This is a genomic window from Shinella sp. M27 (genome assembly GCF_049199905.1).
GTDB lineage: Bacteria > Pseudomonadota > Alphaproteobacteria > Rhizobiales > Rhizobiaceae > Shinella.
This window is the reverse complement of sequence record NZ_JBLZPK010000022.1, coordinates 68,630-91,202: the sequence shown is the minus strand read 5'-3', so window position 1 is coordinate 91,202 and position 22,573 is coordinate 68,630. Positions and strand designations below refer to the sequence as shown.

The 22,573-nt window shown below is 63.1% G+C and carries 21 protein-coding genes and 1 other RNA gene; 5 read left to right on the top strand and 17 right to left on the bottom strand.

The genetic code is table 11. The annotated features are described in order from the left end of the window. Positions 1-35 precede the first annotated feature (35 nt). From murD to ACOZK4_RS08205, 14 genes are all read right to left on the bottom strand, one after another. Complete coding sequence (murD, locus tag ACOZK4_RS08270) at positions 36-1,433, bottom strand: UDP-N-acetylmuramoyl-L-alanine--D-glutamate ligase (protein WP_421591470.1); 1,398 nt, start codon at positions 1,431-1,433, stop codon at positions 36-38. Between the two features lie 8 nt (positions 1,434-1,441). Then, positions 1,442-2,542 carry a phospho-N-acetylmuramoyl-pentapeptide-transferase gene (gene mraY, locus ACOZK4_RS08265; RefSeq protein ID WP_421591469.1) on the bottom strand — a complete coding sequence of 367 codons (1,101 nt, stop codon included), beginning with the start codon at positions 2,540-2,542 and terminating at the stop codon, positions 1,442-1,444. A 118-nt stretch (positions 2,543-2,660) separates the two neighbouring features. Then, on the bottom strand, positions 2,661-4,094 hold the full coding sequence (locus ACOZK4_RS08260) for a UDP-N-acetylmuramoylalanyl-D-glutamyl-2,6-diaminopimelate--D-alanyl-D-alanine ligase (protein ID WP_421591468.1): 1,434 nt from the start codon (positions 4,092-4,094) through the stop codon (positions 2,661-2,663). After that, positions 4,091-5,542 (bottom strand): UDP-N-acetylmuramoyl-L-alanyl-D-glutamate--2,6-diaminopimelate ligase, encoded by a 1,452-nt coding sequence (locus tag ACOZK4_RS08255; protein WP_421591467.1) that lies wholly within the window; start codon positions 5,540-5,542, stop codon positions 4,091-4,093. Before ACOZK4_RS08255 ends, ACOZK4_RS08260 begins: the two co-directional genes overlap by 4 nt. Before the next feature lie 64 nt (positions 5,543-5,606). Further along, positions 5,607-7,349 carry a peptidoglycan D,D-transpeptidase FtsI family protein gene (locus tag ACOZK4_RS08250; protein ID WP_421591466.1) on the bottom strand — a complete coding sequence of 581 codons (1,743 nt, stop codon included), beginning with the start codon at positions 7,347-7,349 and terminating at the stop codon, positions 5,607-5,609. Then, positions 7,349-7,756, bottom strand: a complete 408-nt coding sequence (ftsL, locus tag ACOZK4_RS08245; RefSeq protein ID WP_421591465.1) for a cell division protein FtsL — start codon at positions 7,754-7,756, stop codon at positions 7,349-7,351. The genes ACOZK4_RS08250 and ftsL overlap by 1 nt, the downstream gene beginning before the upstream one ends. 3 nt (positions 7,757-7,759) lie before the next feature. Beyond that, positions 7,760-8,785, bottom strand: a complete 1,026-nt coding sequence (gene rsmH, locus ACOZK4_RS08240; RefSeq protein WP_421591464.1) for a 16S rRNA (cytosine(1402)-N(4))-methyltransferase RsmH — start codon at positions 8,783-8,785, stop codon at positions 7,760-7,762. Between the two features lie 14 nt (positions 8,786-8,799). Then, a complete protein-coding gene (gene mraZ, locus ACOZK4_RS08235; protein WP_298100622.1) occupies positions 8,800-9,240 on the bottom strand; it encodes a division/cell wall cluster transcriptional repressor MraZ in 441 nt (146 codons plus the stop codon). Positions 9,241-9,660: 420 nt separating this feature from the next. Next, positions 9,661-10,056: RNase P RNA component class A (gene rnpB, locus ACOZK4_RS08230), an RNA gene on the bottom strand. Between the two features lie 41 nt (positions 10,057-10,097). Beyond that, positions 10,098-11,279, bottom strand: a complete 1,182-nt coding sequence (locus tag ACOZK4_RS08225) for an NAD(P)/FAD-dependent oxidoreductase (protein ID WP_421591463.1) — start codon at positions 11,277-11,279, stop codon at positions 10,098-10,100. Positions 11,280-11,347: 68 nt separating this feature from the next. Continuing rightward, positions 11,348-11,782 carry a lytic transglycosylase domain-containing protein gene (locus ACOZK4_RS08220; RefSeq protein WP_421591506.1) on the bottom strand — a complete coding sequence of 145 codons (435 nt, stop codon included), beginning with the start codon at positions 11,780-11,782 and terminating at the stop codon, positions 11,348-11,350. A gap of 489 nt (positions 11,783-12,271) precedes the next feature. Beyond that, positions 12,272-13,033: an N-acetylmuramoyl-L-alanine amidase gene (locus tag ACOZK4_RS08215; RefSeq protein ID WP_421591462.1), complete on the bottom strand. Its 762-nt coding sequence runs from the start codon at positions 13,031-13,033 to the stop codon at positions 12,272-12,274. Then, positions 13,030-13,713, bottom strand: coding sequence for a TerB family tellurite resistance protein (locus tag ACOZK4_RS08210; RefSeq protein WP_409530352.1), 684 nt, complete (start codon positions 13,711-13,713; stop codon positions 13,030-13,032). Before ACOZK4_RS08210 ends, ACOZK4_RS08215 begins: the two co-directional genes overlap by 4 nt. A 198-nt stretch (positions 13,714-13,911) precedes the next feature. Then, positions 13,912-14,571: a hypothetical protein gene (locus ACOZK4_RS08205; RefSeq protein WP_421591461.1), complete on the bottom strand. Its 660-nt coding sequence runs from the start codon at positions 14,569-14,571 to the stop codon at positions 13,912-13,914. A 127-nt stretch (positions 14,572-14,698) separates the two neighbouring features. Here ACOZK4_RS08205 and ACOZK4_RS08200 point away from each other — a divergent pair, with 127 nt between their 5' ends. From ACOZK4_RS08200 to ACOZK4_RS08190, 3 genes are all read left to right on the top strand, one after another. Beyond that, positions 14,699-15,913, top strand: coding sequence for a pyrophosphate--fructose-6-phosphate 1-phosphotransferase (locus ACOZK4_RS08200; RefSeq protein ID WP_313525866.1), 1,215 nt, complete (start codon positions 14,699-14,701; stop codon positions 15,911-15,913). 68 nt (positions 15,914-15,981) lie between these two features. Next, complete coding sequence (locus ACOZK4_RS08195; RefSeq protein WP_421591460.1) at positions 15,982-16,611, top strand: LysE family translocator; 630 nt, start codon at positions 15,982-15,984, stop codon at positions 16,609-16,611. A 131-nt stretch (positions 16,612-16,742) separates the two neighbouring features. Continuing rightward, entirely contained in the window at positions 16,743-17,678 is a 936-nt protein-coding gene (locus ACOZK4_RS08190) for a transglycosylase SLT domain-containing protein (RefSeq protein ID WP_421591459.1), read from the top strand. Between the two features lie 22 nt (positions 17,679-17,700). Here the strand turns inward: ACOZK4_RS08190 and ACOZK4_RS08185 are convergent, their stop codons facing one another. Next, positions 17,701-18,288 carry a GNAT family N-acetyltransferase gene (locus ACOZK4_RS08185; protein WP_421591458.1) on the bottom strand — a complete coding sequence of 196 codons (588 nt, stop codon included), beginning with the start codon at positions 18,286-18,288 and terminating at the stop codon, positions 17,701-17,703. 81 nt (positions 18,289-18,369) lie between these two features. Between ACOZK4_RS08185 and ACOZK4_RS08180 the strand changes: the two genes are divergently transcribed. Beyond that, positions 18,370-18,771 carry a ketosteroid isomerase-related protein gene (locus ACOZK4_RS08180; protein ID WP_421591457.1) on the top strand — a complete coding sequence of 134 codons (402 nt, stop codon included), beginning with the start codon at positions 18,370-18,372 and terminating at the stop codon, positions 18,769-18,771. On the opposite strand, the gene ACOZK4_RS08175 is transcribed toward ACOZK4_RS08180, so the two are convergent. Both ACOZK4_RS08175 and ACOZK4_RS08170 read right to left on the bottom strand, forming a co-directional pair. Further along, on the bottom strand, positions 18,756-20,159 hold the full coding sequence (locus ACOZK4_RS08175; RefSeq protein WP_421591456.1) for a serine hydrolase domain-containing protein: 1,404 nt from the start codon (positions 20,157-20,159) through the stop codon (positions 18,756-18,758). The genes ACOZK4_RS08180 and ACOZK4_RS08175 overlap by 16 nt on opposite strands. Before the next feature lie 65 nt (positions 20,160-20,224). Then, positions 20,225-21,784: a putative bifunctional diguanylate cyclase/phosphodiesterase gene (locus tag ACOZK4_RS08170; protein ID WP_421591455.1), complete on the bottom strand. Its 1,560-nt coding sequence runs from the start codon at positions 21,782-21,784 to the stop codon at positions 20,225-20,227. 234 nt (positions 21,785-22,018) lie between these two features. On the opposite strand from ACOZK4_RS08170, the gene ACOZK4_RS08165 reads away from it, so the two are divergent. Then, on the top strand, positions 22,019-22,573 hold a 555-nt coding region (locus tag ACOZK4_RS08165; RefSeq protein WP_421591454.1), incomplete at its 3' end, for an outer membrane protein.

The following is a 22,573-nucleotide window of genomic DNA, read 5'->3' as shown; positions in this document are numbered from 1 at the left end:
GGAGAAGTTGGAAGCAAGACTGCCCCAAGACCATCCTAAATCTCGACCAACATGGACACGCCCGGCACGCCGGCAACGTGTTTCACGAAGGCATCGCCCCGCACTTCAAAGTTCTTGTACTGGTCGAAGCTTGCGCAAGCCGGGGAGAGCAGAACGGCAACGGGACCGCTGCCATCCTTCTCCGCATCCGCCGCCGCGTCCGCCACGGCCTTCTCCAACGTGCCCGACATTTCATGGGCAACGGCACCACCGAGCGTCTCGGCAAAAGCCGGCGCCGCCTCACCGATGAGGTAGGCCTTGGCGATCTTCGGGAAGAAGCTGCCGAGCGAGGAAATACCCCCCTCCTTCGGAACGCCGCCGGCAATCCAGTAGATGCGCTCGAAACTCGACAGCGCGGGCGCTGCCGCATCGGCATTCGTCGCCTTGGAATCGTTGACGAAGAGCGTATCGCCCCTGCGGCCGACCGGCTGCATGCGATGTTTCAGGCCGGGGAAGGACGCAAGGCCCGCCTGGATCTCGTTTTCGCTGACGCCGACGGCGAGGCATGCCGCAACCGCCGCCGCTGCGTTCTGCGCATTGTGGTTGCCGAGCAGTGTCTGGATCGGTGAGAGATCGGCGATCTCGCGCGTCGCGCCGCTCTGCGCCAGGATCAGCCGCGCGCCCTCGGCATAAATGCCATCGGCCAGCGCGGTGCGCTTGGAGATACGCACCACCTTGGTGCCCGCACGTTCGATGCGATCGGCAATGATCTCGCAATAGGTGTCATCGACGCCGACGATCGCAGTCCTGCTCTTGGCGACCAGCCGCTCCTTCACGTCGGCATACAGCTGCATCGAGCCGTGCCGGTCGAGATGGTCGGGCGTCAGGTTGAGCAGGATACCGGCCGACGGGTTCAGCGTCGGCGCAAGGTCGATCTGGTAGGACGAGCACTCGACCACATAGAAGCGGCCCGCCTTCGGCGGATCGAGCGTCAGCACGGCCGTGCCGATATTGCCGCCGAGCTGCGTATCCCGGCCGGAGGATTTCAGGATATGGGCGATGAGGGCGGTGGTGGTCGATTTGCCGTTCGTGCCTGTTATGGCGATGAACGGGCAATCGGGCGCATGCGCCCGGCGCTCGCGCGCGAAAAGCTCGACATCGCCGATGATCTCGACACCGGCGGCCTTCGCAAGCTCGGCGCTCCAGTGCGGCTTCGGATGGGTCAGCGGCACGCCGGGCGACAGCACCAGCGCGTCGATGGCTTTCCAGTCGAGCGTCCGCAGATCGCCGGTCTTCACGCCGGCAGTGGAGGCGTTCTCGACGCTCGCAGCACTGTCATCCCAGGCGGTGACATCGGCCCCGCCGGCAGCCAGCGCCAGCGCGGTCGCCAGACCCGAGCCGCCAAGCCCGAAAAGCGCGACCGACTTTCCCTTCAATGTGGTGACGGGGATCATCGGAGGCCTTACCGCAGCTTGAGCGTGGAAAGGCCGACCAGCGCCAGGATGACGGCGATGATCCAGAAGCGGATGACGACCTGGCTTTCCGTCCAGCCCTTCTTTTCGAAGTGGTGGTGGATCGGCGCCATCAGGAAGACGCGCTTGCCGGTGAGCTTGAACGAGCCGACCTGGATGATGACCGACAGCGTCTCCATGACGAACAGGCCGCCGATGATCGCCATGACGATCTCGTGCTTGGTGGCGACGGCGACGGTGCCGATCAGGCCGCCGAGCGCCAGCGAACCGGTATCGCCCATGAAGATGGCGGCAGGCGGCGCATTGAACCACAGGAAGCCGAGGCCCGCACCGATGACGGCGCCGAGCACGACGGCAAGTTCACCCGTGCCGGGCACGAAATGGATCTGCAGGTAATTCGCAAAGACGGCGTTGCCGGCGAGATAGGCGATGACGCCGAAGGAAGCGGCCGAGATCATGACCGGAACCGTGGCGAGACCGTCGAGGCCGTCCGTCAGGTTCACCGCGTTGCCGGCCGCGACGATAACGAAGCCACCGAAGATCACGAAGAAGATGCCGAGATTGACCAGCAGGTCCTTGGCGAAGGGGAAGGCGATGGACGAGCCGAAGGTCGAGCCGGCCGGGCCGGTGGCGAGCGACGCGCGCATCATGAAATAGGTCGCAGCACCCGCGATCAGGAACTCCAGACCAAGGCGCGCCTTACCCGAAAAGCCCTTGTCGGACTGTTTGGTGACCTTCAGGTAGTCGTCGTAGAAGCCGATAGCGCCGAAGCCGAGGGTGACGAGCAGCGTGGCGACCACATAGACATTGGAGAGATCGGCCCAGAGCAGCGCGCTGCCGACGATGCCGGCAAGGATCATCAGGCCGCCCATCGTGGGCGTACCGGCCTTCTTGAAATGCGTCTGGGGACCATCGGCACGGATCGGCTGGCCCTTGCCCTGGCGGACACGCAGCGATGCGATGATCATCGGCCCGAAAAGGAAGACGATCGTAGCGGAGGTGAACAGCGCAGCGCCGGTCCGGAAGGTAATGTAACGAAACAGGTTGAACACCTGGATGGTGTCAGCCAGCTCCACGAGCCAAAGCAGCATTGTCACCCTTTCCCCAAAAGGTTCCCCAAGACGTCCGCGGCGTGACGGGCCGGCGGACAGAGAAGCAAATTACATAAAGAAGAAGGTCCGGCAGACATCTGTCCAGCCGAACCCCTCCTCAACTCTCGCGCTCCCCTTCGGAGAACGCCGGATATTTGTCAAGCAGGGCCGCCACGATGCGGCTGAAACCCGTGCCCTTGGACGATTTTATGACCAGAACATCGCCGGCACGCACGGCCTCCAGCGCGTATTTGGCAAGTTCGTCGGCCGTATCGCGGTATTCGCGGCTCACGCCTTCAGGCAATGCATCGCGCAGCGACGCCATATCGGGACCACCAAGCCAGATATCGGCGATGCCGGCCTCCAGAAGCGGTTCTGCAAGGCCGGCATGCACGGCGGGCGAGTGCTCGCCCATTTCCAGCATGTCGCCGAGCACGGCAATGCGGCGCCCGCCGGCCTGCACTTCGGCATCGCGCAGAAGCGCAATCGCCGCCCGCATCGAGGCCGGGTTGGCATTGTAGCTTTCGTCGATCAGCGTGAACCAGCCGCCATCCTTGGCGAGCCGGTAGCGCCGGCCGCGGCCCTTTTCGGCCTGCATGGTGGCAAGCCCGCCCATCGCCTTCTCGATATCAGCGCCGGCCAAATGCACGGCGCCGAGCACGGCAACGGCGTTTTCGGCGATGTGCCGGCCGGGCGCGCCCATCGGCACTTCCAGCGTCTGGCCGCCGATGGCGGCGCGCAACAGGCTGCCCTCGCCGCTCGGCAGAAAATCGAGCAGGCGGAAGTCCGACTTGGGGTCGGCGCCGAAGGAATGGATATGCGCGACGCCGGCCGCCTTCGCCGCCTTTTCGAGGAAATCGAACTGCTCGTTGTCGCGGTTGAGAACGGCATGGCCACCCGGCACGACGCCTTCGAAGATTTCGGCCTTGGCGGCGGCGATCTCTTCGAGGTCACGGAAATTGCCGAGATGGGCCGGCGCGATCGTCGTGATCATGGCAATGTGCGGGCGCACCATGGCGACCAGCGGGCGGATCTCGTTGGCATGGTTCATGCCGACTTCGAAAATGCCGTAATCGGTGGTCTCAGGCATGCGCGCCAGCGTCAGCGGCACGCCCCAATGGTTGTTGAAGGAGGCGACGGAGGCATGCACGCTGCCCGACGGCGAAAGCGCCTGGCGCAGCATCTCCTTGCTCGTCGTCTTGCCGACCGAGCCGGTGACGGCGATGATGCGGGCGGCGGTGCGGTCGCGTGCAGCGCAGCCGAGATCGACCAGCGCCTGCAGCACGTCCTGCACCACGATCATCGGCGTGACGAGACGGCCGAGCGCCGGCAGCTTGCCTTCGCTGACGACGAGCAGCGACGCACCATTGGCAACGGCGAAGCTTGCAAAGTCATGCCCATCGACGCGGTCGCCCTTGATGGCGAAGAAGGCCTCGCTGGCGCCGATTGCGCGGCTGTCGATGGAAATGCCCGTAATGCCCTGCGGCACGTTGCCGATGGGCCGGCCATGCATGGCGGCAATGAGATCAGCGCTGGTCCAGAGCCATTTCACAGGTCGAGTTCCTCCAGCGCCTTGCGCAATTCGGCATGGTCGGAGAACGGCAGCGTCACCGTCCCCACGGTCTGCCCCTCCTCATGCCCCTTGCCCGCAACGATCAGCGTATCGCCCGACTGCAGCATCTTGACCGCACTGCGGATCGCCTCCGCACGGTCGCCGATCTCGGTCGCGCCTGGTGCGGCAGCCATGATCTCGGAGCGGATGACGGCAGGCACTTCCGATCGCGGATTGTCGTCGGTGACGATCACCACGTCGGCCAGGCGCGTGGCGATCTCGCCCATGATCGGGCGCTTGCCCTTGTCGCGATCGCCGCCGCAACCGAAGACCACGATGACGCGGCCGGTCGTGAAGGGACGCACGGAGGTCAGCACGTTTTCCAGCGCATCCGGCTTGTGGGCATAATCGACATAGGTGAGCGCGCCGTTCTTCGCATGGCCGACCAGTTCGAGACGGCCGGGCGCACCGATGAGCTTTTCGAGCGCGGCCATGGCGGTTGCGGCCGGCACGCCCGTCGACATGGCGAGACCCGCCGCGACAAGCGCGTTCGCCACTTGGAAATCACCGGCGAGCGGAATGTGCACCTCAAAGATATCGTCGCCGACATGGATTTCGGCGGTCTGCTTGTGGCGGAAATGCTCGACGCGCTTCAGCGCGAGATAGTCGCCCTTGCGGCCGACCGTGCGCACATCGAGACCGGCCTTATGCGCCGCGTCGATGGCCTGGCCCGACCATTCGTCGTCGGCATATATGACGGCAGGCAGCCCCTTGGCGAGCAGCGTATCGAACAGCCGCATCTTGGAGGCCATGTAGTGCTCGACCGTCGGATGATAATCCATGTGGTCGCGGCCGAGATTGGTGAAGGCTGCGGCAGCTAGCTTGACACCGTCGAGGCGCGCCTGGTCGAGGCCATGGCTGGAGGCTTCCATCGCCGCATGGGTGACGCCGGCATCGGCAAGTTCGGCGAGCAGCGCATGCAGCGACACCGGATCAGGCGTCGTCAGCGAACCGTAATCGTTGCGGCCGGGCGCCACAACGCCGGTCGTACCGATCATCGCGGCCGGATGGCCGGCATAGGCCCAGATCTGGCGCGTGAAGGACGCGACGGAGGTCTTTCCCGCGGTGCCAGTGACGGCAACCATGGTTTCAGGCTGGCGGCCATGGAATTTCGCGGCGGCAAGCGCCAGGAAGCGGCGCGGCTCGGCAACGGCGATGACGGGAACGGCGGCTTCGGCCTTCACTCCATCGGCCACCACGACTGCAGCGGCACCACGCGAGACAGCATCGGCAATGAAGGCGCTGCCGTCCGCCTTGGTGCCCGTCAGCGCAACGAAGAGATCGCCCGGCTTTACCTTCCGGCTGTCGCTCGTGATACCGCTTATAGTCGCGGCGGCTGCGGCGCCCAGGTCGTTGGTTTCGGGTCCGGCGAGGTCACTGATCTTCATTATCCGCTCTATTGCTGTCTGTGGGTGCCGTCTCCGTTTCGAATCGGCATCCCCTCTTCTCCGCTCAATAAGACACAAGCGTGGCAGAACCGTCCTCACCAAATTTCGGCTTTACACCGAGAAGGGCGGCGGAGCGGCGGATGATCTCGCCCACCATGGGGGCTGCGTTGCTGCCGGCGGTGCGGCCACCGGCCTCGCCGGTCTGCGGCGCGTCGATGAAGGTCAGCACCACATATTTCGGGTCGTCGATCGGGAAACCGGACAGGAAGGCGTTGAAGTTCTGCGTGTTGGAATAACGGCCGCCGACGACCTTGTTGGCCGTACCGGTCTTGCCGCCGACATTGAAGCCGGGAACGAGCGAGCGGCGGCCGGAACCGTCATTGGCGTTGAGCTTGAAGAGATAACGCATGTTCTCGACGGTCTGCGGGTGGATGACGATCTTGGCGATCTCGTCGGCCTCCTCCTGCGTGCGCGGCAAGAAGGTGGGGTTCAGCAGCTTGCCGCCATTGATCAGCGCCGCACCGGCAACGGCCGTCTGTAGCGGCGTCGTGGAAACGCCGTGGCCGAAAGAGATGGTGATCGAGTTGATCTTCTTCCATTCGCGCGGCTGAGTCGGAGTTTTGACTTCCGGCAGCTCGGTCTCCATCTTGGTGAGCAGACCGAGACGCGTCAAAAATTCCTTGTGGCCGGCGATGCCGACGACGTCGGCTTCCTTGGCCGTGCCGATGTTCGACGAATACTGGAAGATTTCCGGCACGGTGAGGATACGGTGCTTGCCGTGGAAATCCTTGATGGTGAAGCCGCCGATGCGGATCGGCGCGCGCGCATCGAAACTGTCGGTGATCTTCACCTTGCCCGAATCGAGCGCCATGGCGGTGGTGAAGCTCTTGAAGGTGGAGCCCATCTCGAACGTGCCGTTCGACATGCGGTTCATCCAGCCTTCCTTGGCGCCTGCCGCCGGATTGTTCGGATCGTAATCGGGATAGGAGGCCATGGCGAGCACTTCGCCCGTGCGCACGTCGAGCACGACAGCACCGGCGGCGATCGCCTTGTATTTCTCCATTCCTTCCTTGACGACTTCGCGCACGATGGCCTGCACGCGGATGTCGATGGAAAGACGCACGGGCTCCAGCTTGGCATCGCTCGTCATGCCAATGGCGGCAAGATCGGCGAGACCCTGGCTGTCGATATAGCGTTCCATGCCGGCAATGCCGCGGTTGTCGATATTGACGTGACCGAGGATGTGAGATGCCGTCGCCCCGCCCGGATAGAAGCGGCGCTTTTCCGGCCGGAAGCCGACACCGGGAATGCCGAGCGCGAGGATTTTGCTCTGCTGCTTGGGCGTCAGCTGGCGCTTCAGCCACTGGAAGCGGGATTTCGAGGTGAGCTTGCGGTAGATGCCGCGGCGGTCGAGATCCGGCAGCACGGTCGCCAGCATTTCGACGGCTTCGTCCGCATCGACGATCTTGTGCGGCTCGGCATAGAGCGAGACGGTGCGGATGTCGGTGGCGAGGATTTCACCGTTGCGGTCGACGATGTCGGGACGCGAGGCCATCAGATGGTCTGCGGGACCGATGGCGGACACGGTTTCCGACGAGGCCATGCCATACTGCACGAGGCGGCCGCCGATGACGGCATAGGCCATGCCGAAGCAGCAGATCATGACGGCGACGCGGCTGCGGGCCTGCGAGCCGGACCGCTTGCGCGTGCCCTCGAAGGCGGGGCCACCGGCGCCGGTATTGTTGTTGCCGCCGGCGCTGAAATGCGCCTTGCTCTTGACGACCATGATGCGGGAGAGAAACGACATCAGTTTGCCACCGATCCGGTTTGGATTGCGTCCGTGCTCTTCTTCTTGGTGTTCTTCTTGCCGTCGGCGACCTTCGCATCCGCCTTGGCATCCTTGGCGGGCTCCAACGCCGGCAGCTCGGCCATCGGCATCGGCAATTCGTTCGGCTGCGCCAGCTGGGTCGATTCGGTCGGCACGAGCTTCAGGTCGCCAGCGAAGGTCGTCACGAGGCGATTGAGGCGGTTGGGTTGGGTCAAGAGCGCCCAGTCGGCCTTGAGGAGGTCGATCGTGTCCTCCTCCAGCTTGATCTCGGCGTCGAGCTTGCGCACCTCTTCCTGCTTGTTCTCAGCCTGATGCTTGAGCGAATAGGTAACGGTGGCGGCTGCGGTCATGACGGCGATCAGCACGACATCAAGGGTACGGAACATCACTCAGCTTCCCATCTTCTCGATGCTGGCAAGGTTTGGCAGGTTGAAAATAGACAGATCATCCGTCCCGGCAGGGGCGCTGGTGCGCTCGCCTGCCCTCAGCTTCGCGGATCTCGCGCGCGGATTGACCGCGCTTTCCTCGTCGCTGGCCGCCACCATAGGGCGCCCGACTGGTGCGAAGGTTGCGGCTTTGTCGTGAACCTCGGGAAGATGCCGCGAACCGGCGGCCTTGCCGGAACGGTCCTGGAAGAATTTCTTGACGATGCGGTCTTCCAGCGAGTGAAAGGAAACGATGACGAGACGCCCGCCCGGCTTCAGCGCCCGCTCGGCGGCAAACAGCGCCTCGGCAAGCTCGCCCAGCTCGTCATTGACGAAGACGCGCAGCGCCTGGAAGACGCGCGTCGCGGGATGGATCTTGTCCTTGGCCTTGCGCGGCGTCGTCAGCTCGATGAGGTTGGCAAGCTGGCGTGTCGTCGCGAACGGCTCTTTTTCACGCGCCTTCTCGATGGCACGGGCGATGCGCCCCGCCTGCTTCTCTTCGCCGAGGAAACCGAAGATGCGGATAAGGTCGGAGACCTTGGCGCGGTTCACCACGTCGGCGGCCGAAACGCCCGATGCGGACATGCGCATGTCGAGCGGGCCGTTCTTCTGGAAGGAGAAACCGCGCTCGGCCTCGTCGATCTGCATGGAGGAGACGCCGATATCGAGCACGACGCCGTCGAGACCACCTGCCGGCGCGTGTTCGGCCAGTTCGGAAAAGCGCGAATGGATGAGGGTCAGCCGCCCACCGGACGCCTTGACCAGCTCCTGCCCGCCGGAAATGGCGTTGGGATCGCGGTCGAGACCGATGACATCGGCACCGGCGGCGAGGATGGCCGACGTATAGCCGCCCGCCCCGAAGGTGCCGTCGAGAATGACCTCACCAGGCTTGGGCTGAAGCGCCGCGATGACTTCGGAGAGAAGAACCGGAATGTGACGGACCGGTCCGCCATCGGCATCAGTAAAACCTCCGCCAAGATCCGCCGCCATTCCGATTCTCCGTCTTACCCCGAGCCCAGACCTCGCGTCCTGAACTCTTCCCGGGCCGCCGCCTGTGTGGCTTCGAATGTCTGCGGTGCCCAGAGCTGAAAATGATCCGCCCGACCGACAAAGGTCACGTCCGTGGTGATGCCGGTGAAATCGCGGATGAAATCCGTGACCGCCAGGCGCCCTTCCGAATCGAGCTTCATGAAGACCCCGCCCCCGTGAATGAGGAGCGACATCCGATTGGCTTTTGGCGAAAAAACATCCTCGCTGGCGATCTGGCGCTCGAAACGATCGAGCAAATCCAGCCCACCGACGCTGATCGCCGGAAACATGAAGTCCTGGAAGCAATACAGCTCCCGGATGTCGCGCTGCGCGAGCACGGAGCGAAACGCCGAAGGGACGGAAACCCTCCCCTTGGCATCGATCCTGTTCGTCGCATTCGACAGGAACCGGTTCATGACGCGATACAGCCGTTCCCCAAGCCGGGACGCTGTGCATCCACCCCGGCAAATCCAACACCACACTGCGCGCAGGAACCAGCACTGATGCAACGCTTACGCGTCGCACCGTCCCCAGCCGGTTAGCCTCAAAGCTTTGCGATGATCGGACGCTCATGCGTCCTCGTGCAGTGTGATTTTGGGATACCATGGGACCATATGGGCGTCAATGGGAAGAGACCTCATCTCCCGTGTTCAGACCGTCAAACGTTTATAAGCCGTTAAGTTTAACAAAAGGTTAGGAATGGCCTCGCAACGCCTTGTATTTGCAGACGCGCAGGCACCGCCTGCGTGCGTTTCAACGCACAGCAAGGCATGCGCGAAACACTGCGATTCCAGCGCGTTAGCGGGTCATGAAAAAATCATGCCGAGGAGAAGTTTTTTGCCAGTTGGCCTGTAAGCCGGGTTCTGTATGGCTCCGGTTTGCACCGGAACGTGGCAGCCATTCATCTGGGACCGGACTTGCGCCCGGCCTCTTGCAACCCACCCGGATGACCGGCCCGGAAACGGGCTGAAGCGCTTGCGCGCCTCGCGTCATCCCTATTCGGTTTTGCTCCCGGTGGGGTTTACCGTGCCGTCCATGTCGCCATGGCCGCGGTGGGCTCTTACCCCACCCTTTCACCCTTACCTTCCGAGGAAGGCGGTTTGCTTTCTGTGGCACTTTCCCTGGGGTCGCCCCCGCCGGACGTTATCCGGCACCGTGTTTCCGTGGAGCCCGGACTTTCCTCCCCCTGCGGCCTTTCGGCACTTGCAGAGCGCGGCTGCCCAGCCAACTGGCAGGCGCTGACTAGCCCATGGCGACGGGAAAGACCAGAGGCTCAGCGAAAATGAACGGCGAAATCGGTCGTATAGTCCGGCTCGTCCATATGGCCGCGAATCACCAGATCGGCACCGATGCGGCCGATTTCATCCGAACTCTTCGCCGCCATGCCGTTGCCGCCGGTCAGAAGGGCGATGCGGTCGCTGTCCACGAAGCCGGCATAGGGATAACCATGCGTGGTGAAGGTGGTGATGCAGGGCGCGGAGATGAGGCGCACAGGCTTGAGATCGGGGATCGAGCGGGCGAGCAGCCGCCGGAGATGGGTGATAGGCCCTGGCATACCCTCCCCGCGGAACCAGTCGACGATCGCCGTCTCGTCGTCGATCGCGATATCGGTCGGGTCGCCGCCTATCTTGAGATAGGCGTGTCCATCCGGGTAGACGATCGGCGGCAGGAAGTAGAAGTGTTCGGAAGGATCCGCGCTCTCATCGATCCAGGAGGGCATGGCGCGATAGGCCTCGGCCTGTTCCGGCGAAAGCTGCGCCAGCACGACGGTGCGCGCCTTGACGATGAGCGACGGTACTTTGGGCAGCAGCCCGGGCGCCCGCGAAAACCCACCGGTCGCCACCAGTATGCGATCGCCCGTCACCGCTTCGCTGGTCTTTAGCGCCACGGATGCCCGGCCACCGGCTTCCGTCACCGAGACGGCATCGTCGAGAATGGAGACGCCGCCCGCCTTCTCGAAGCAGGCGACCTGGGCCGCGACGAGCTTGCGCGGATCGACATACCCCGCCCCCTTCGCCTCGAACAGGCCCGCCGACGTCTCCGGCAGGTCGAACCAGGGGAATTGCGCTCGAAGCGCTGCGCGATCGAGCAATGGCGCATCGAGCTTGTGGTGTCTGGCGACCGTCTCCACGGCGGTGATGTAGTCGCCACCCGCCCGGCCGGTGATCAGGCACCCCGTCTCGCCGTAGAAGGCAATGCCGCTTTCGGCTTCAAGCTCGCGGTAGCGGGCGATGGAGCGTTTTGCGAGCAGCGCCCAGTCCGGGTCGCCATCGATGGTGCGGGTGATGCGGCCGCTGTCATAGTGGCTGGAGAAAACGCCGTCGTGGGCCTTCCAGTCCACTGGCTCTCCGCGACCGACTAGCGCCACGGAAGCGCCCGTCCGGGTCAGGTGGCGTGCCGCAGCCGCCCCCATCATGCCCCTGCCCACTACGACGAAATCGAAATGCCGAACCATGCTTCACCTCAAGCTTTCAAGGCATGGATAGCATGGCGCGATTTCGAATCCAGTCCGCAAAAAATCATTTAGTCGATGATGCTCTGCACCTTGCCGCAATAGCGCTTGGAGACCGGGTTCATGCGCTTGGCACCGTGGCCGGCATTGTATTTGAGGATGGTGCCGCAGGTCGTGCCGCCGCCGAGATCATGCGCCATGGCAAGGTATTTCATGCCGAACTTGATGTTGGTCTCGGGGTCGTAGAGGCCCTTGGCGGTGCCTTGGTAGCCCATCATGCGGGCCGTCGCCGGCTTGATCTGCATGAGGCCGATTTCACCTGCGCTGCCGCGCGCCTTCGGGTTGAAATTGCTCTCGACGCGTACGACGGCATGGGCGAGATCGACCGGCACGCCATAGGTCTTCGCATAGGTCTGGATGAGGCTGGAATAGCTTGCCGACTGGACGGCCTCCGTCAGCGGGTTTTCCGCCTTCGGGAAGCCGGCGGTGCTGCTGAAGGTCGTCAGCTTGCCGACGACGACGCCGTCATTGTCGACGACGGTCTTGCGCTTGTTGCGCTTGCTCACGGTCTTGCGGGACTTGTGCTTGCCGGAAGCCTTGGCCTTGCTCGTCTGCACCGTCTTGGCTTTCACCGGGGTCTTTGCCACGGGCTGGACCGCAAGGCGGGGGCTCAGCGTTTGCATTCTATCGGAGGCTGCATGCGCCATGCCGGTGGAAAAAACGGACACACAAAAGCAGGCCGCGCTGAGGGCAGCAACAAGTCTTCTCATCTAGTTTCAGTCTCCAAAAGGCGCAAAGGCAGAGCCTTTGGGGGCCGGCCCTCAAGCCGCGCACCCTGCGCTAACGTCGTGATCCCTGTTGATTGCGATCAGGCCCTGACCGCATGTTGCGCTGCAACGAACGCAGCCGGAAAAGACATGCCCAATCGGGTGAGGATGTGGCGAAGCGGTAAACTTCTGTTACAAACCGTAATATTCGAATAAACGAATAGGCTGTTACGTCGTGATCCGCGGCAGTGCGGAAAGCAGCCGGTGCAGCGTGTCAATGGTCGAAAAATCGGCGATGCCATCGACCTTTTCCGGCCGGAAATGACGCTGGAAAGCGGCGACGTCGCCTTCGGTTTTTTCCGAGAAAACCCCATCGATTTCAGTGCCATAGCCGTAGAGCGACAGCATGGTCTGCAAGGCCTCGACCGGCTGGCCGGCATCCCCCCGCTGGAAGAAGCGTCCGCCCGCTACGGGAGACGGCTCCACCCAGTGCCCGACACCCGCCTTGTGCAGGCGGTCCCAAGGAAACTTTTCACCCGGATCGACCTTGCGAATGGGGGCCACATCGCTGTGCGCCAGCACCCGTTCGGGGGCAATTCCCCACCTTCGGCCACAATCGAGACACAGTTCGACGACCGCCTGGATCTGGATTTCGGGGAAATCCGGCAGGTCGGGATGGCCGGAATTGGCGATTTCGACGCCGATGGAAGCCGAATTGATATCGACCTCGCCCTTCCAGCTGCTCTTGCCGGCATGCCAGGCGCGATCGGCCTCGCGCACCAGTTGCTCGACGCGCCCGTCCTCATGCACGAAGTAGTGACAGGAGACCTGGCTTTCCGGCGCACAAAGCCATTTCAGCGCGGCGTCCGCCGTCGGCATGCCGGTATAGTGCAAGAGAATGATATCCGGCAGGCGCCCACCGGCGCGCTCGCCAAAATTCGGCGACGGCGCGGAGGTCGCGCCGGAATAGTCGCAGATGAATGCGCTCATGCGGCGCAGCGTTCCTTCTCGATCGCCTCATAGGCGGCGTTGAGCGCGGCCATGCGGTCGTTCGCAATCTGATGGAACTCGGCCGGCACGCCACGCGCCACCAGCCTATCAGGATGATGTTCGGAGGCAAGCACGCGATACCGCTTGCGGATATCCGCAAAGTCGTCGCTCGGCTTCACGCCCAGCACCTTGTAGGGATCACGGCCGCTGACATGGACATGGCGCGCGGTGATCTGCTCGAAACGCTCGTCCACCATGCCGAAAATCTCGGCGACGCGGGACAGGAACGCCATTTCGTTCTCATGGATGAGACCGTCGGCCTTAGCGATGTGGAACAGGCCGTCGACGATATCCTCGAGGATCGGGCAGTTCTTCTCGCAGGAAACGCAAAGCGCCTTCATCTTCTCCGCATAGGCCTCGTAGCCGGCAACATCCTGCCGCGCGAGGTTATAGAGCCTGGCGACATTGGCCGCCTGGTTATCAGGGTATTTGAAGATGTCCTTGAAGGCATCGACCTCGGCCGTCGTCACGATACCGTCGGCCTTCGCCATCTTGGCGGAAAGCGCGATCATCGCGACGGAAAAGGCAACCTGCCGGCGCGTTTCGGGGTCGCCCTCGAAAAGCGTGCGCACGGCCTCGACCACGCCCGAAAGCACATTGCTGGCGGCATCGGACACCATGCCGACGAGGCGATCCCATACGGCACTGATGAAGCAACTTGGCGAATTCTGGAACATAAGGTGATTTTGATCAGACAATTGCAGGGAAAGCAAGGCATGCAAGGCCGGATTCCGCCCGCATGACGAAATTTTGATGTCCCTCAATAGATGGGCCGGCCGCTTTATCTGCTTTCGCCCCACCGTGCCCTGACCGATGGATCAGGAGCGCAAAAGCACCTTCATGGAATCCGTCGCCTTCGCGATCTTCTGATAATGCACGGACCGCCGGTCGCCATTCTCATAGGAGCGCATCAACCGCGTGACGGCCTCCTCGACGATCGCCTGGGCTTCCTTCATGACCGCACCGAGCGCGGCCTTCTTGACCGCCCGATACCGGCGCTTCGCTTTGAAATGCGGGTTCGCATTCGGCTTGGACTCGATGACCTCGGCCTCGGCATCCACATTACGCGCGACCAGGCTGCCCAGCTTGGACGCGGCGCGGGACAAAATAGCGCGCGCCTGGTCATACTCCCCACCTGGAATTCGCGACGCGACCTGCTTAAGCCCTTGCGACAGGCAGTCGATACGATAGGCCGGCGCGTAGTTGCGGCATTCCGACTTTACCAGCTGAATATTCTTGACGATGCTGTCGGTCGCGCCGTTGTTCACGCTCGCCAGCACGAGAAGATCGTCCAGCGGATCGGAAACCGTCAGGTCTCGTGGCACGCTCGGCATGGCGGCGAAGCCCACCTCCATGAACATTCCCGACGCCACCAGAAAAACCACGGCACATTTCGACGCGAATATTCCCATGGATTTTTGACCTGACATTTCTCCCCCACACGCCAAGCTTAAAAATGACCCCAGAATGAAACCCATAGTTACACTCACGCTCGCGAGGTTCAAGGGAACAAAGAGGTGGAAAACCTTGTCGCACCGTCATTTAAATGCCGTATGATTTCCGCTAGAGAGAGCGCGCGTTTTGAGGAATCCCTGAGGAGGAACTATGCCTAAGCAGAAAGTCGCAATGCTGACCGCCGGCGGGCTCGCGCCCTGTCTGTCTTCCGCTGTCGGGGGCCTCATCGAACGCTATAGCGATGTCGCGCCCGATATCGAGCTCGTTGCCTATCGCTCCGGCTACCAGGGTCTGCTGCTCGCCGACCGTATCGAGATCACCAAGGATATGCGCGAGAAGGCGCCTCTGCTGCACCGTTACGGCGGCTCGCCGATCGGCAACAGCCGCGTGAAGCTGACGAACGCCGCCGACTGCGTGAAGCGCGGCCTCGTCAAGGACGGCGAAAACCCGCTGCGCGTGGCGGCCGAACGGCTCGCAAAGGACGGCATCACCATCCTGCACACGATCGGCGGCGACGACACCAACACGACGGCCGCGGACCTTGCCGCCTATCTCGGCGCCAACGGCTACGACCTCACCGTCGTCGGCCTGCCGAAGACGGTCGACAACGACGTCGTGCCGATCCGCCAGTCGCTCGGTGCCTGGACGGCCGCCGAAGTCGGCGCAGGCTTCTTCGATCATGTCAGCAACGAGCAGAGTGCCGCCCCCAAGACGCTGGTCGTGCATGAAGTGATGGGCCGCCATTGCGGCTGGCTCACCGCCGCCACCGCGCGCGCCTACATCCAGAAGACCAACGGCAACGAATATGTCGACGGCTTCATGATGAACAAGCAGCTGAAGAATATCGACGGCCTGTACCTGCCGGAACTGGACTTCAACCTGGAAGCCGAGGCCGCGCGCCTCAAGGGCATCATGGACCGCGCCGGCTACGTCACACTCTTCGTTTCGGAAGGCGCCTGCCTCGACGCCATCGTCGCCGAGCGCGAAGCTGCCGGTGAGACGGTCAAGCGCGATGCCTTCGGCCATGTGAAGATCGACACGATCAATGTCGGCAACTGGTTCACTAAGCAGTTCGGCGCGCTGCTGGGCGCGGAACGCTCCATGGTGCAGAAATCCGGCTACTACGCCCGCTCCGCCCCCGCCAACCGCGACGACCTGCGCCTCATCCAGAGCATGACCGACCTTGCCGTCGAGAGCGCGCTCAACAAGGTTTCGGGCGTCACCGGCCATGATGAGGGCCAGGGCGGCAAGCTGCGCACCATCGAGTTCCCGCGCATCAAGGGTGGCAAGCATTTCGACACCTCGGCAAAGTGGTTCGGCGAGGTGATGGACACGATCGGCCAGACGTGGAAGCCGGCGGCCTAAAACCCGCTTGACGTGGAAAATTAGTGATGGCTTGCTCCCCGGATAGAGATCGATCCGGGGAGTTTTTCATGTCCTTCGAACATTGGCTTGCGTTCGCCGCCGCATCCGCTGTGATGCTTGCCATTCCCGGCCCGACGATCCTGCTCGTCATCTCCTACGCGCTCGGCCACGGCCGCAAGACGGCCGGCGCGACGGTCGCCGGTGTGGCGCTCGGCGACTTCACCGCCATGACCGCCTCCATGCTCGGCCTTGGCGCGCTGCTCGCCACCTCGGCGGCGATCTTCACCGTGTTAAAATGGGTGGGTGCGGCCTATCTGATCTGGCTCGGCATCAAGCTTTGGCGCGCGCCCGTCTCTGCTGGAGCCGAAGGAGAGATACCGGCGGAGGAAAAACCCTTCCGCATCTTCGCGCATGCCTATGTGGTGACGGCGCTGAACCCCAAGAGCATCGTGTTCTTCGTCGCCTTCCTGCCGCAGTTCCTCGACCTCTCGCAGCCGGTCCTTCCGCAGATGGTGATCTTCGAAATAACCTTCCTCGTGCTCGCCACGCTGAACGCTTTTTCCTATGCGCTTCTCGCGTCGGCCGCGCGCAAAACCATCCGCAAACCATCGGTACAGAAGGTCGTCAACCGCACAGGCGGCACGCTGTTGATCGGCGCCGGATTGCTCACCGCCGGTCTCAAGCGGGCGGCGGCGTGACGCATCCGTAAGTCTGCGGGTTGCCGCTTTCGGCCTGATCGGCTATGAGCGGGAGACGGCCACGGCCGATTGATTTGCAAAAGCGAGGGCGTTCCGGCGCCCTATCCCCCAGCAAACCGAGAGCGACGACCATGGCTGATACCCCCGTTTCCCGTTCGGCACGCCTTGCCGCGCTTGCCTGCGCAGGCCTTCTCGTAACGCTTGCCGGCTGCGCCAGCGTTGCCGACGATGCGACGACGGCCCGAACGGTGAAGCCCACGTCCACGACAACCACGGACCTCGCCGCCGCCGATGGCGCGACGACCGAAGTCGCGTATGCCGCCCTGCCCGCCGCAAAGCCGGGCACGGAAAACACCGCGCAAGCCCTGCCGACGCCGATCGTCGTCGCAGCAGGCGAGGCCGCTGGCGCGGTTCCCGTCTCGGCTCTTGCCGAATCCAAGGGCATGACGGGCGCTGCAGCAGCGACCGCTGCCCTTGCCGGCAATACGGTCGAGGTGGCGAGCGCCGATAGGGCGGCCACACAGACCTATGACACCGTGATTGGCGTCTCGGTCATGGAACCGGGTTTCGACAGCGGCGAGCCCGAGGGCTTGGAGCAGCTTGTCGCCTCCCACAAGATCGTGCCGATGGCCAAGCCGTCCATGATCAGCAACGCGGTTCTGACGACGGAAACGCGTCTGGTCGTTCCGCAGGCCGAGCAGCCCTTCAAGAAATCCGGCACGCCGATCGACGCGCTGATCACGAAATATGCAAGCCTCTACGGCATTCCGGAATCGCTTCTGCATCGTGTCGTGAAGCGTGAAAGCACCTACAATCCGCGTGCCTTCAATCGCGGCCATTACGGCCTGATGCAGATCAAGTATTCGACCGCCAGGAGCATGGGTTATGAAGGCCCGGCCGAAGGCTTGTTCGATGCCGAGACGAACATCAAATATGCCGGCAAGTATTTGCGTGGCGCCTGGATGGTGGCTGACGACAAGAACGACGGCGCCGTGCGCCTCTACGCCGCCGGCTATTACTACCACGCCAAGCGCAAGGGCCTGCTTGACGAGACCGGCCTGCGTTAAGCCGGTCCTCGCTTAAACGCTTTTACCGCGCCGGCTTCAGCCAGAACGACATCGGTTTTTCCGTTTCGTCGGCCTCACCGATATCCTGCCATGCCAGCATCATGCGCAAGTCTGCGCGGTGCGCGTAGCCGCGCCTGTTCCAGAAATCATTCAGCGGCACATAGTCGGCCGGGCGAAGCGGGTGATTTCTCGGGCGCTCGACCGCGCAAAACGCACACCAGTCGAAACGCCCCAACTGGCGTGCATAAGCTTCGCGCTCCTCGAAGAAACGCACGCCGAGCCCCGTACCCCGATAGGTCGACAGCAGCACGGATTCGCCGAAATAGAAAACCGTTTCCGGATCGATGCCCGCGGCCACGAACGGCGCCTTGAACACATCGGACGCATCCGTCATCGGCACGCCCGTCGAGGCTCCGACGATCGTCTCGCCATCCAGCGCCAGCACGAAGAGGCTTTCGGGCGATTGCGCATAGGTCGCGAGATAGGACACCTCGTAGTCCTCGCTGCCCTCGTAGAGATAGGGGAAGGCGCGGAAGACGGTGGTGCGCAGGCCCGCGAGATCGGCGATGTAAGGCGTCACGGCCTTTCCCTGGACAATCTTGATCTGCATGATCCGTGAACGTTCCCAACGGTTTGAACAATGTTATAAGGCACAGGGGTTTACCCCGGTGACAACGATATGAGGGATGACATGCCAGCAAAAGAGACGATCCGCGCCTATTACGATGCTTTCAACAGGCAGGATATGGAGGCCTTTTTCGATCTCTTGCATGACGATGTCATCCACGACATCAATCAGGGTGGCCGCCAGGTCGGCAAGGAAGCCTTCCGCACCTTCATGGCCCATATGAACCGCAGCTATCGCGAGACGCTGACCGATATCGTCATCATGTCCAGCGAGGACGGCCGGCGGGGTGCTGCCGAATTCGTGGTCAACGGCCAGTATCTCGCAACCGACGAGGGCCTGCCGGAGGCGAACGGCCAGACCTATGTGCTGCCTGCCGGCGCTTTCTTCGAGATCCGCGACGGCAAAGTCGCCCGCATCTCGAACACCTACAATCTCAACGACTGGATCGCTCAGGTCGGCGCCTGAGCCGTTCCGGCCTTCGCATCGACGATATCGAGGATGCGCTTGATCAAGGGCTGGGGTTCGTAACCGAGCTTCGAGGGCGTCAGCCCCAGCCTGATAACCGCGAGCTTCCGGGAGGGAATGATGGTGGCCGACTGGCCGTCATGCCCGCGCAGCCAGAACGTATCGGCCGGCAGACCCTGCTCGGCATCGCTCTTGGCGCCTGGCCCCTTGAGCCAGGTCTGCATCTGGCTGTAGGTGCCGTCAGACGTCTTGTTCGGCGTGCCCATGGCCGCGACGAAACCTTCAGGCAGAAGCCGGCTGCCCTTCCACACGCCATCGTTCAAAAGCAACAACGAGAACCGCGCCCAGTCGCGCCCAGTCGCATACATATAGGACGAGCCGACGAAAATGCCGGTCTCATCCGGCTCCAGCACGGCACTTGCCATGCCGAGCGGACCGAACAGCGCTTTCGACGGGAACGACAAGGCCTGGCTGCGCCCCGGAAGCGTGCTCATCCAGAGGCGCGACAGCAGGAGGGCCGTGCCGCTCGAATAATTGAACCGTTCACCGGGATTGGCTTCCAGCGGCAGCGACAGCACGAAGCGTGTCATGTCGGGCTCGAGATAGAGCATGCGCGTCACATCGGCGACGTCACCGTAGTTCTCGTTGAAGGCAAGCCCGCTTTCCATGGCGAGCAGCTGGCCGAGCGTGATGGTGGCGCGCGCATCGCCACGCCATTCCGGAAAGAGATTGTTGAGCTGCGGCGAGAGTGCTCCCGCCAGCATCAGCCGGCCCATCAGGGCAGCGTTGACCGACTTGGTCATCGACCAGCCGAGTAGCGGCGTCGTGGCGTTGAACCCGTCGCCATAGGCCTCCGCGACGATGCGGCCATCCTGTACGACGACGGTCGCGCGCATGCCGGGGCCGGTCAGGGCAGTGTCCGCCAGCAAGGCGGCAATCGCCGCATCCGGCGTCACGCCCTCGCCATCCGGCCAGGTGGTTGCCGGATCGCCCGCCGGGATCGTCGGCACCAGGATATCGGAAACCGCCTGCTGTGCCGCCCGGAAATCGCCGTCCGGCACGCTGGAGCAGCCGAAGCCCTCATGCCAGGCGGCATAACCGGGTGCAAAAATCCCCAGGAGATGGGTCGTCACGGTCTTTTCGGTGAAATCGACATCCTGCCGCATCAGCTTCAGCAGCGGATGGCCGGGCGCCTGCACGTCCTCGGCGAGCACCCGGTCCGGGTCGCGGCCGGAGACGAAGACGCTGGAGCAGACGATCTTGGCGGCATAGCCGGAGCCGACGCTCAGCAGCGCGGGCGGCGATACGATAAGCCAGCTCGCCGCCACCACGATAGTGAGGGCGAGAAGCGAAAGCACCCAAGCGGCCAGCCTGTAGAATCGTCTCATCGAGGCCCCTCCGTCGAACCCTGAGACAATCAGGATTTGGCTGTCATGAAAAGGCTTTTTGCGCCTCAAGCCGAAAGCCGGCTTTCCGGTTTTTGCAGAAGACGCCGCACATCCCCTGCCCCGACAGGCGCGGAAATCAGGAAACCCTGCGCCTCGGACGCACCACGCTGGCGGATGAAATCGAGCTGGCTCTCGGACTCGATCCCCTCCACCGTCGTCGCGACCTGAAAGGTCTGTCCGAGCTTCAGGATGATATCGACAAGCTCCGCATCGCGCTTGCTCTCCATCATCGCCCGCGCGAAAGACCGGTCAATCTTCAGCTGGTCGATGGGAAAAGCCCTGAGATTGTTGATCGAGGAGAAGCCGACGCCGAAATCGTCGAGCGCGACGCGAACACCGATTGCACGAAGCTCGCACAGGCTTTCGCGAATGACGGTCTCGTCGACGGAAAACACCGACTCGGTCACCTCGATCGTTAGGCGCCCGGGCGCGAGGCCACTCTCGGCAAGGCACTGCTTTACGTAATCGACAAAGGCGCGATCCTTGAACTGGTCGCCCACGACATTGACGGCGACACCTGCCGGTGCCGGCCAGTTCGCCGCCTCGCGGCAGGCCTCCCTAACCACCCAGTTGCCGAGCGGCAGGATAAGCCCGGTCTTTTCCGCAACCGGAATGAAGACCGACGGCATGATCAGTCCCTTTTCGGGATGCCTCCAGCGCAGAAGTGCCTCGAAGGAGCGCACGGCGAGGCTCTCGACGCCGACGATGGGTTGGTATTCGAGGAAAAATTCCTGCGCCTCGATCGCCTTCGCGAGATCGTATTCGATTTCCGCCCGCGCCAGCACGTCGGCCGCCAGATCGGCATCGAAGAAGCGGAAGCCGCTGCCATGTGCCTCCTTCGCCTCGTAGAGCGCGACATCCGCACGCTTCAGCAGCTCGGACATGGAGACGTCACCGGCCTCCATGAAGGTCACGCCGATGCTGCAGCCGCTGGTGACGCGGTTGCGCTTCAGGTCGAACGGCTCCTCGAAAAGCGCACAGATCGTGCGGCAGACATTCTCGATCTTGCCCCCGGATGGATTGCCGGCGATCGTCACCACGAATTCGTCGCCGCCAAGCCGATAGACGCGCGCCGTGTTGGCAAGCGCGCGCCGCAGCCGCCCGGCAATCGCCGCCAGCAAGGCATCGCCCGCATCATGGCCGAGACTATCGTTGACGAACTTGAACCGGTCGAGATCGATGAGCAGAAGCGCTGGCCGCGCATCCTCGTCCCCTTCCTCCACCGCCGCCTGGATGTCGCGCTCCAGGCAGAAGCGGTTGGCAAGCCCGGTCAGCCGGTCGTGATAGGCATCGTGCGAGAGCCGTTCCTCCGTCTGGCGCCGCTGGGCAAGCTCGTCGATGAGCTGCGCCTTCGACCGGCCGATCTGGTAGAAGCCGACACCGAAGAACACCGGCATGAGGGCGAGTGCCGTCGCGGTCGGGGCGGAAAAGCCGAAGAGGCTTGCCTGCGTTTCGTCACGCAAAAACTGGTCAGCGGCAAGGCAGAGGGTGGGCAGGAAAGCTCCGAAGACGGACCCGGTCAGCGCATAGCGCAGCTCGATCCTCGGCAACAAGGTTTTCAACATCATGTAACCCTAAACCGTTGTTATCATGACAACAGGGTGCGTTGAGGCCGTCATCGGCCCTGCGATGTTTCTAGCCGACAAAGAATGACAGAGTGTTAAGCGAAGGTTGGCATCCGCCTGCCAGATTCAGCGGGTCTCATTTTCTCCGGAACCCTCGACGTCCTTGTGCGTTGGGGCCGTGTTGTCATTCGCGTGCGGGGCTTCGCGCGAGTATCGAGTGAAAAGGACCACCACATGAAATCGATCATTTCGGGTGCCGCCGGCATCCTCGTCATTGCCGGCACGCTACCGGCTTTCGCGGCCGACATGACCATCGCCGAACCGCCCGTAGAGACGCCGATCGTCGAAACGGTGCCAGGCGTTTACGATTGGGGCGGCTTCTATGTCGGTGTGAACACCGGCTATGCCTGGACCGGCGTCAATTCCGACGGCCCGGCGCCGGCCATCGACCAGCGGACCGGCGGTTTCGCGATCGGCGCCTTCGCTGGCTATAACTTCTTCAACGACGGCTGGGTCTATGGCGTTGAAGCCGACGTCAAACACGACTTCAACAATGATCGTTTCTCCTCGGGTGGCACCACCTACGAGGCGGAGACAAACTGGGGCGGCTCCGTGCGCGCGCGTCTCGGCTATGCCTTCGACCGCACGCTCATCTATGGCACGGGCGGCTGGGCCTTCACCAATGCGGCGCTCGAAAACGTCACGACGGGCGTGAAGGAGAAGGATACCGCGCATGGCTGGACCGTCGGCGCGGGTGTCGAGCAGGCCTTCACCGACACCGTGGCAGGC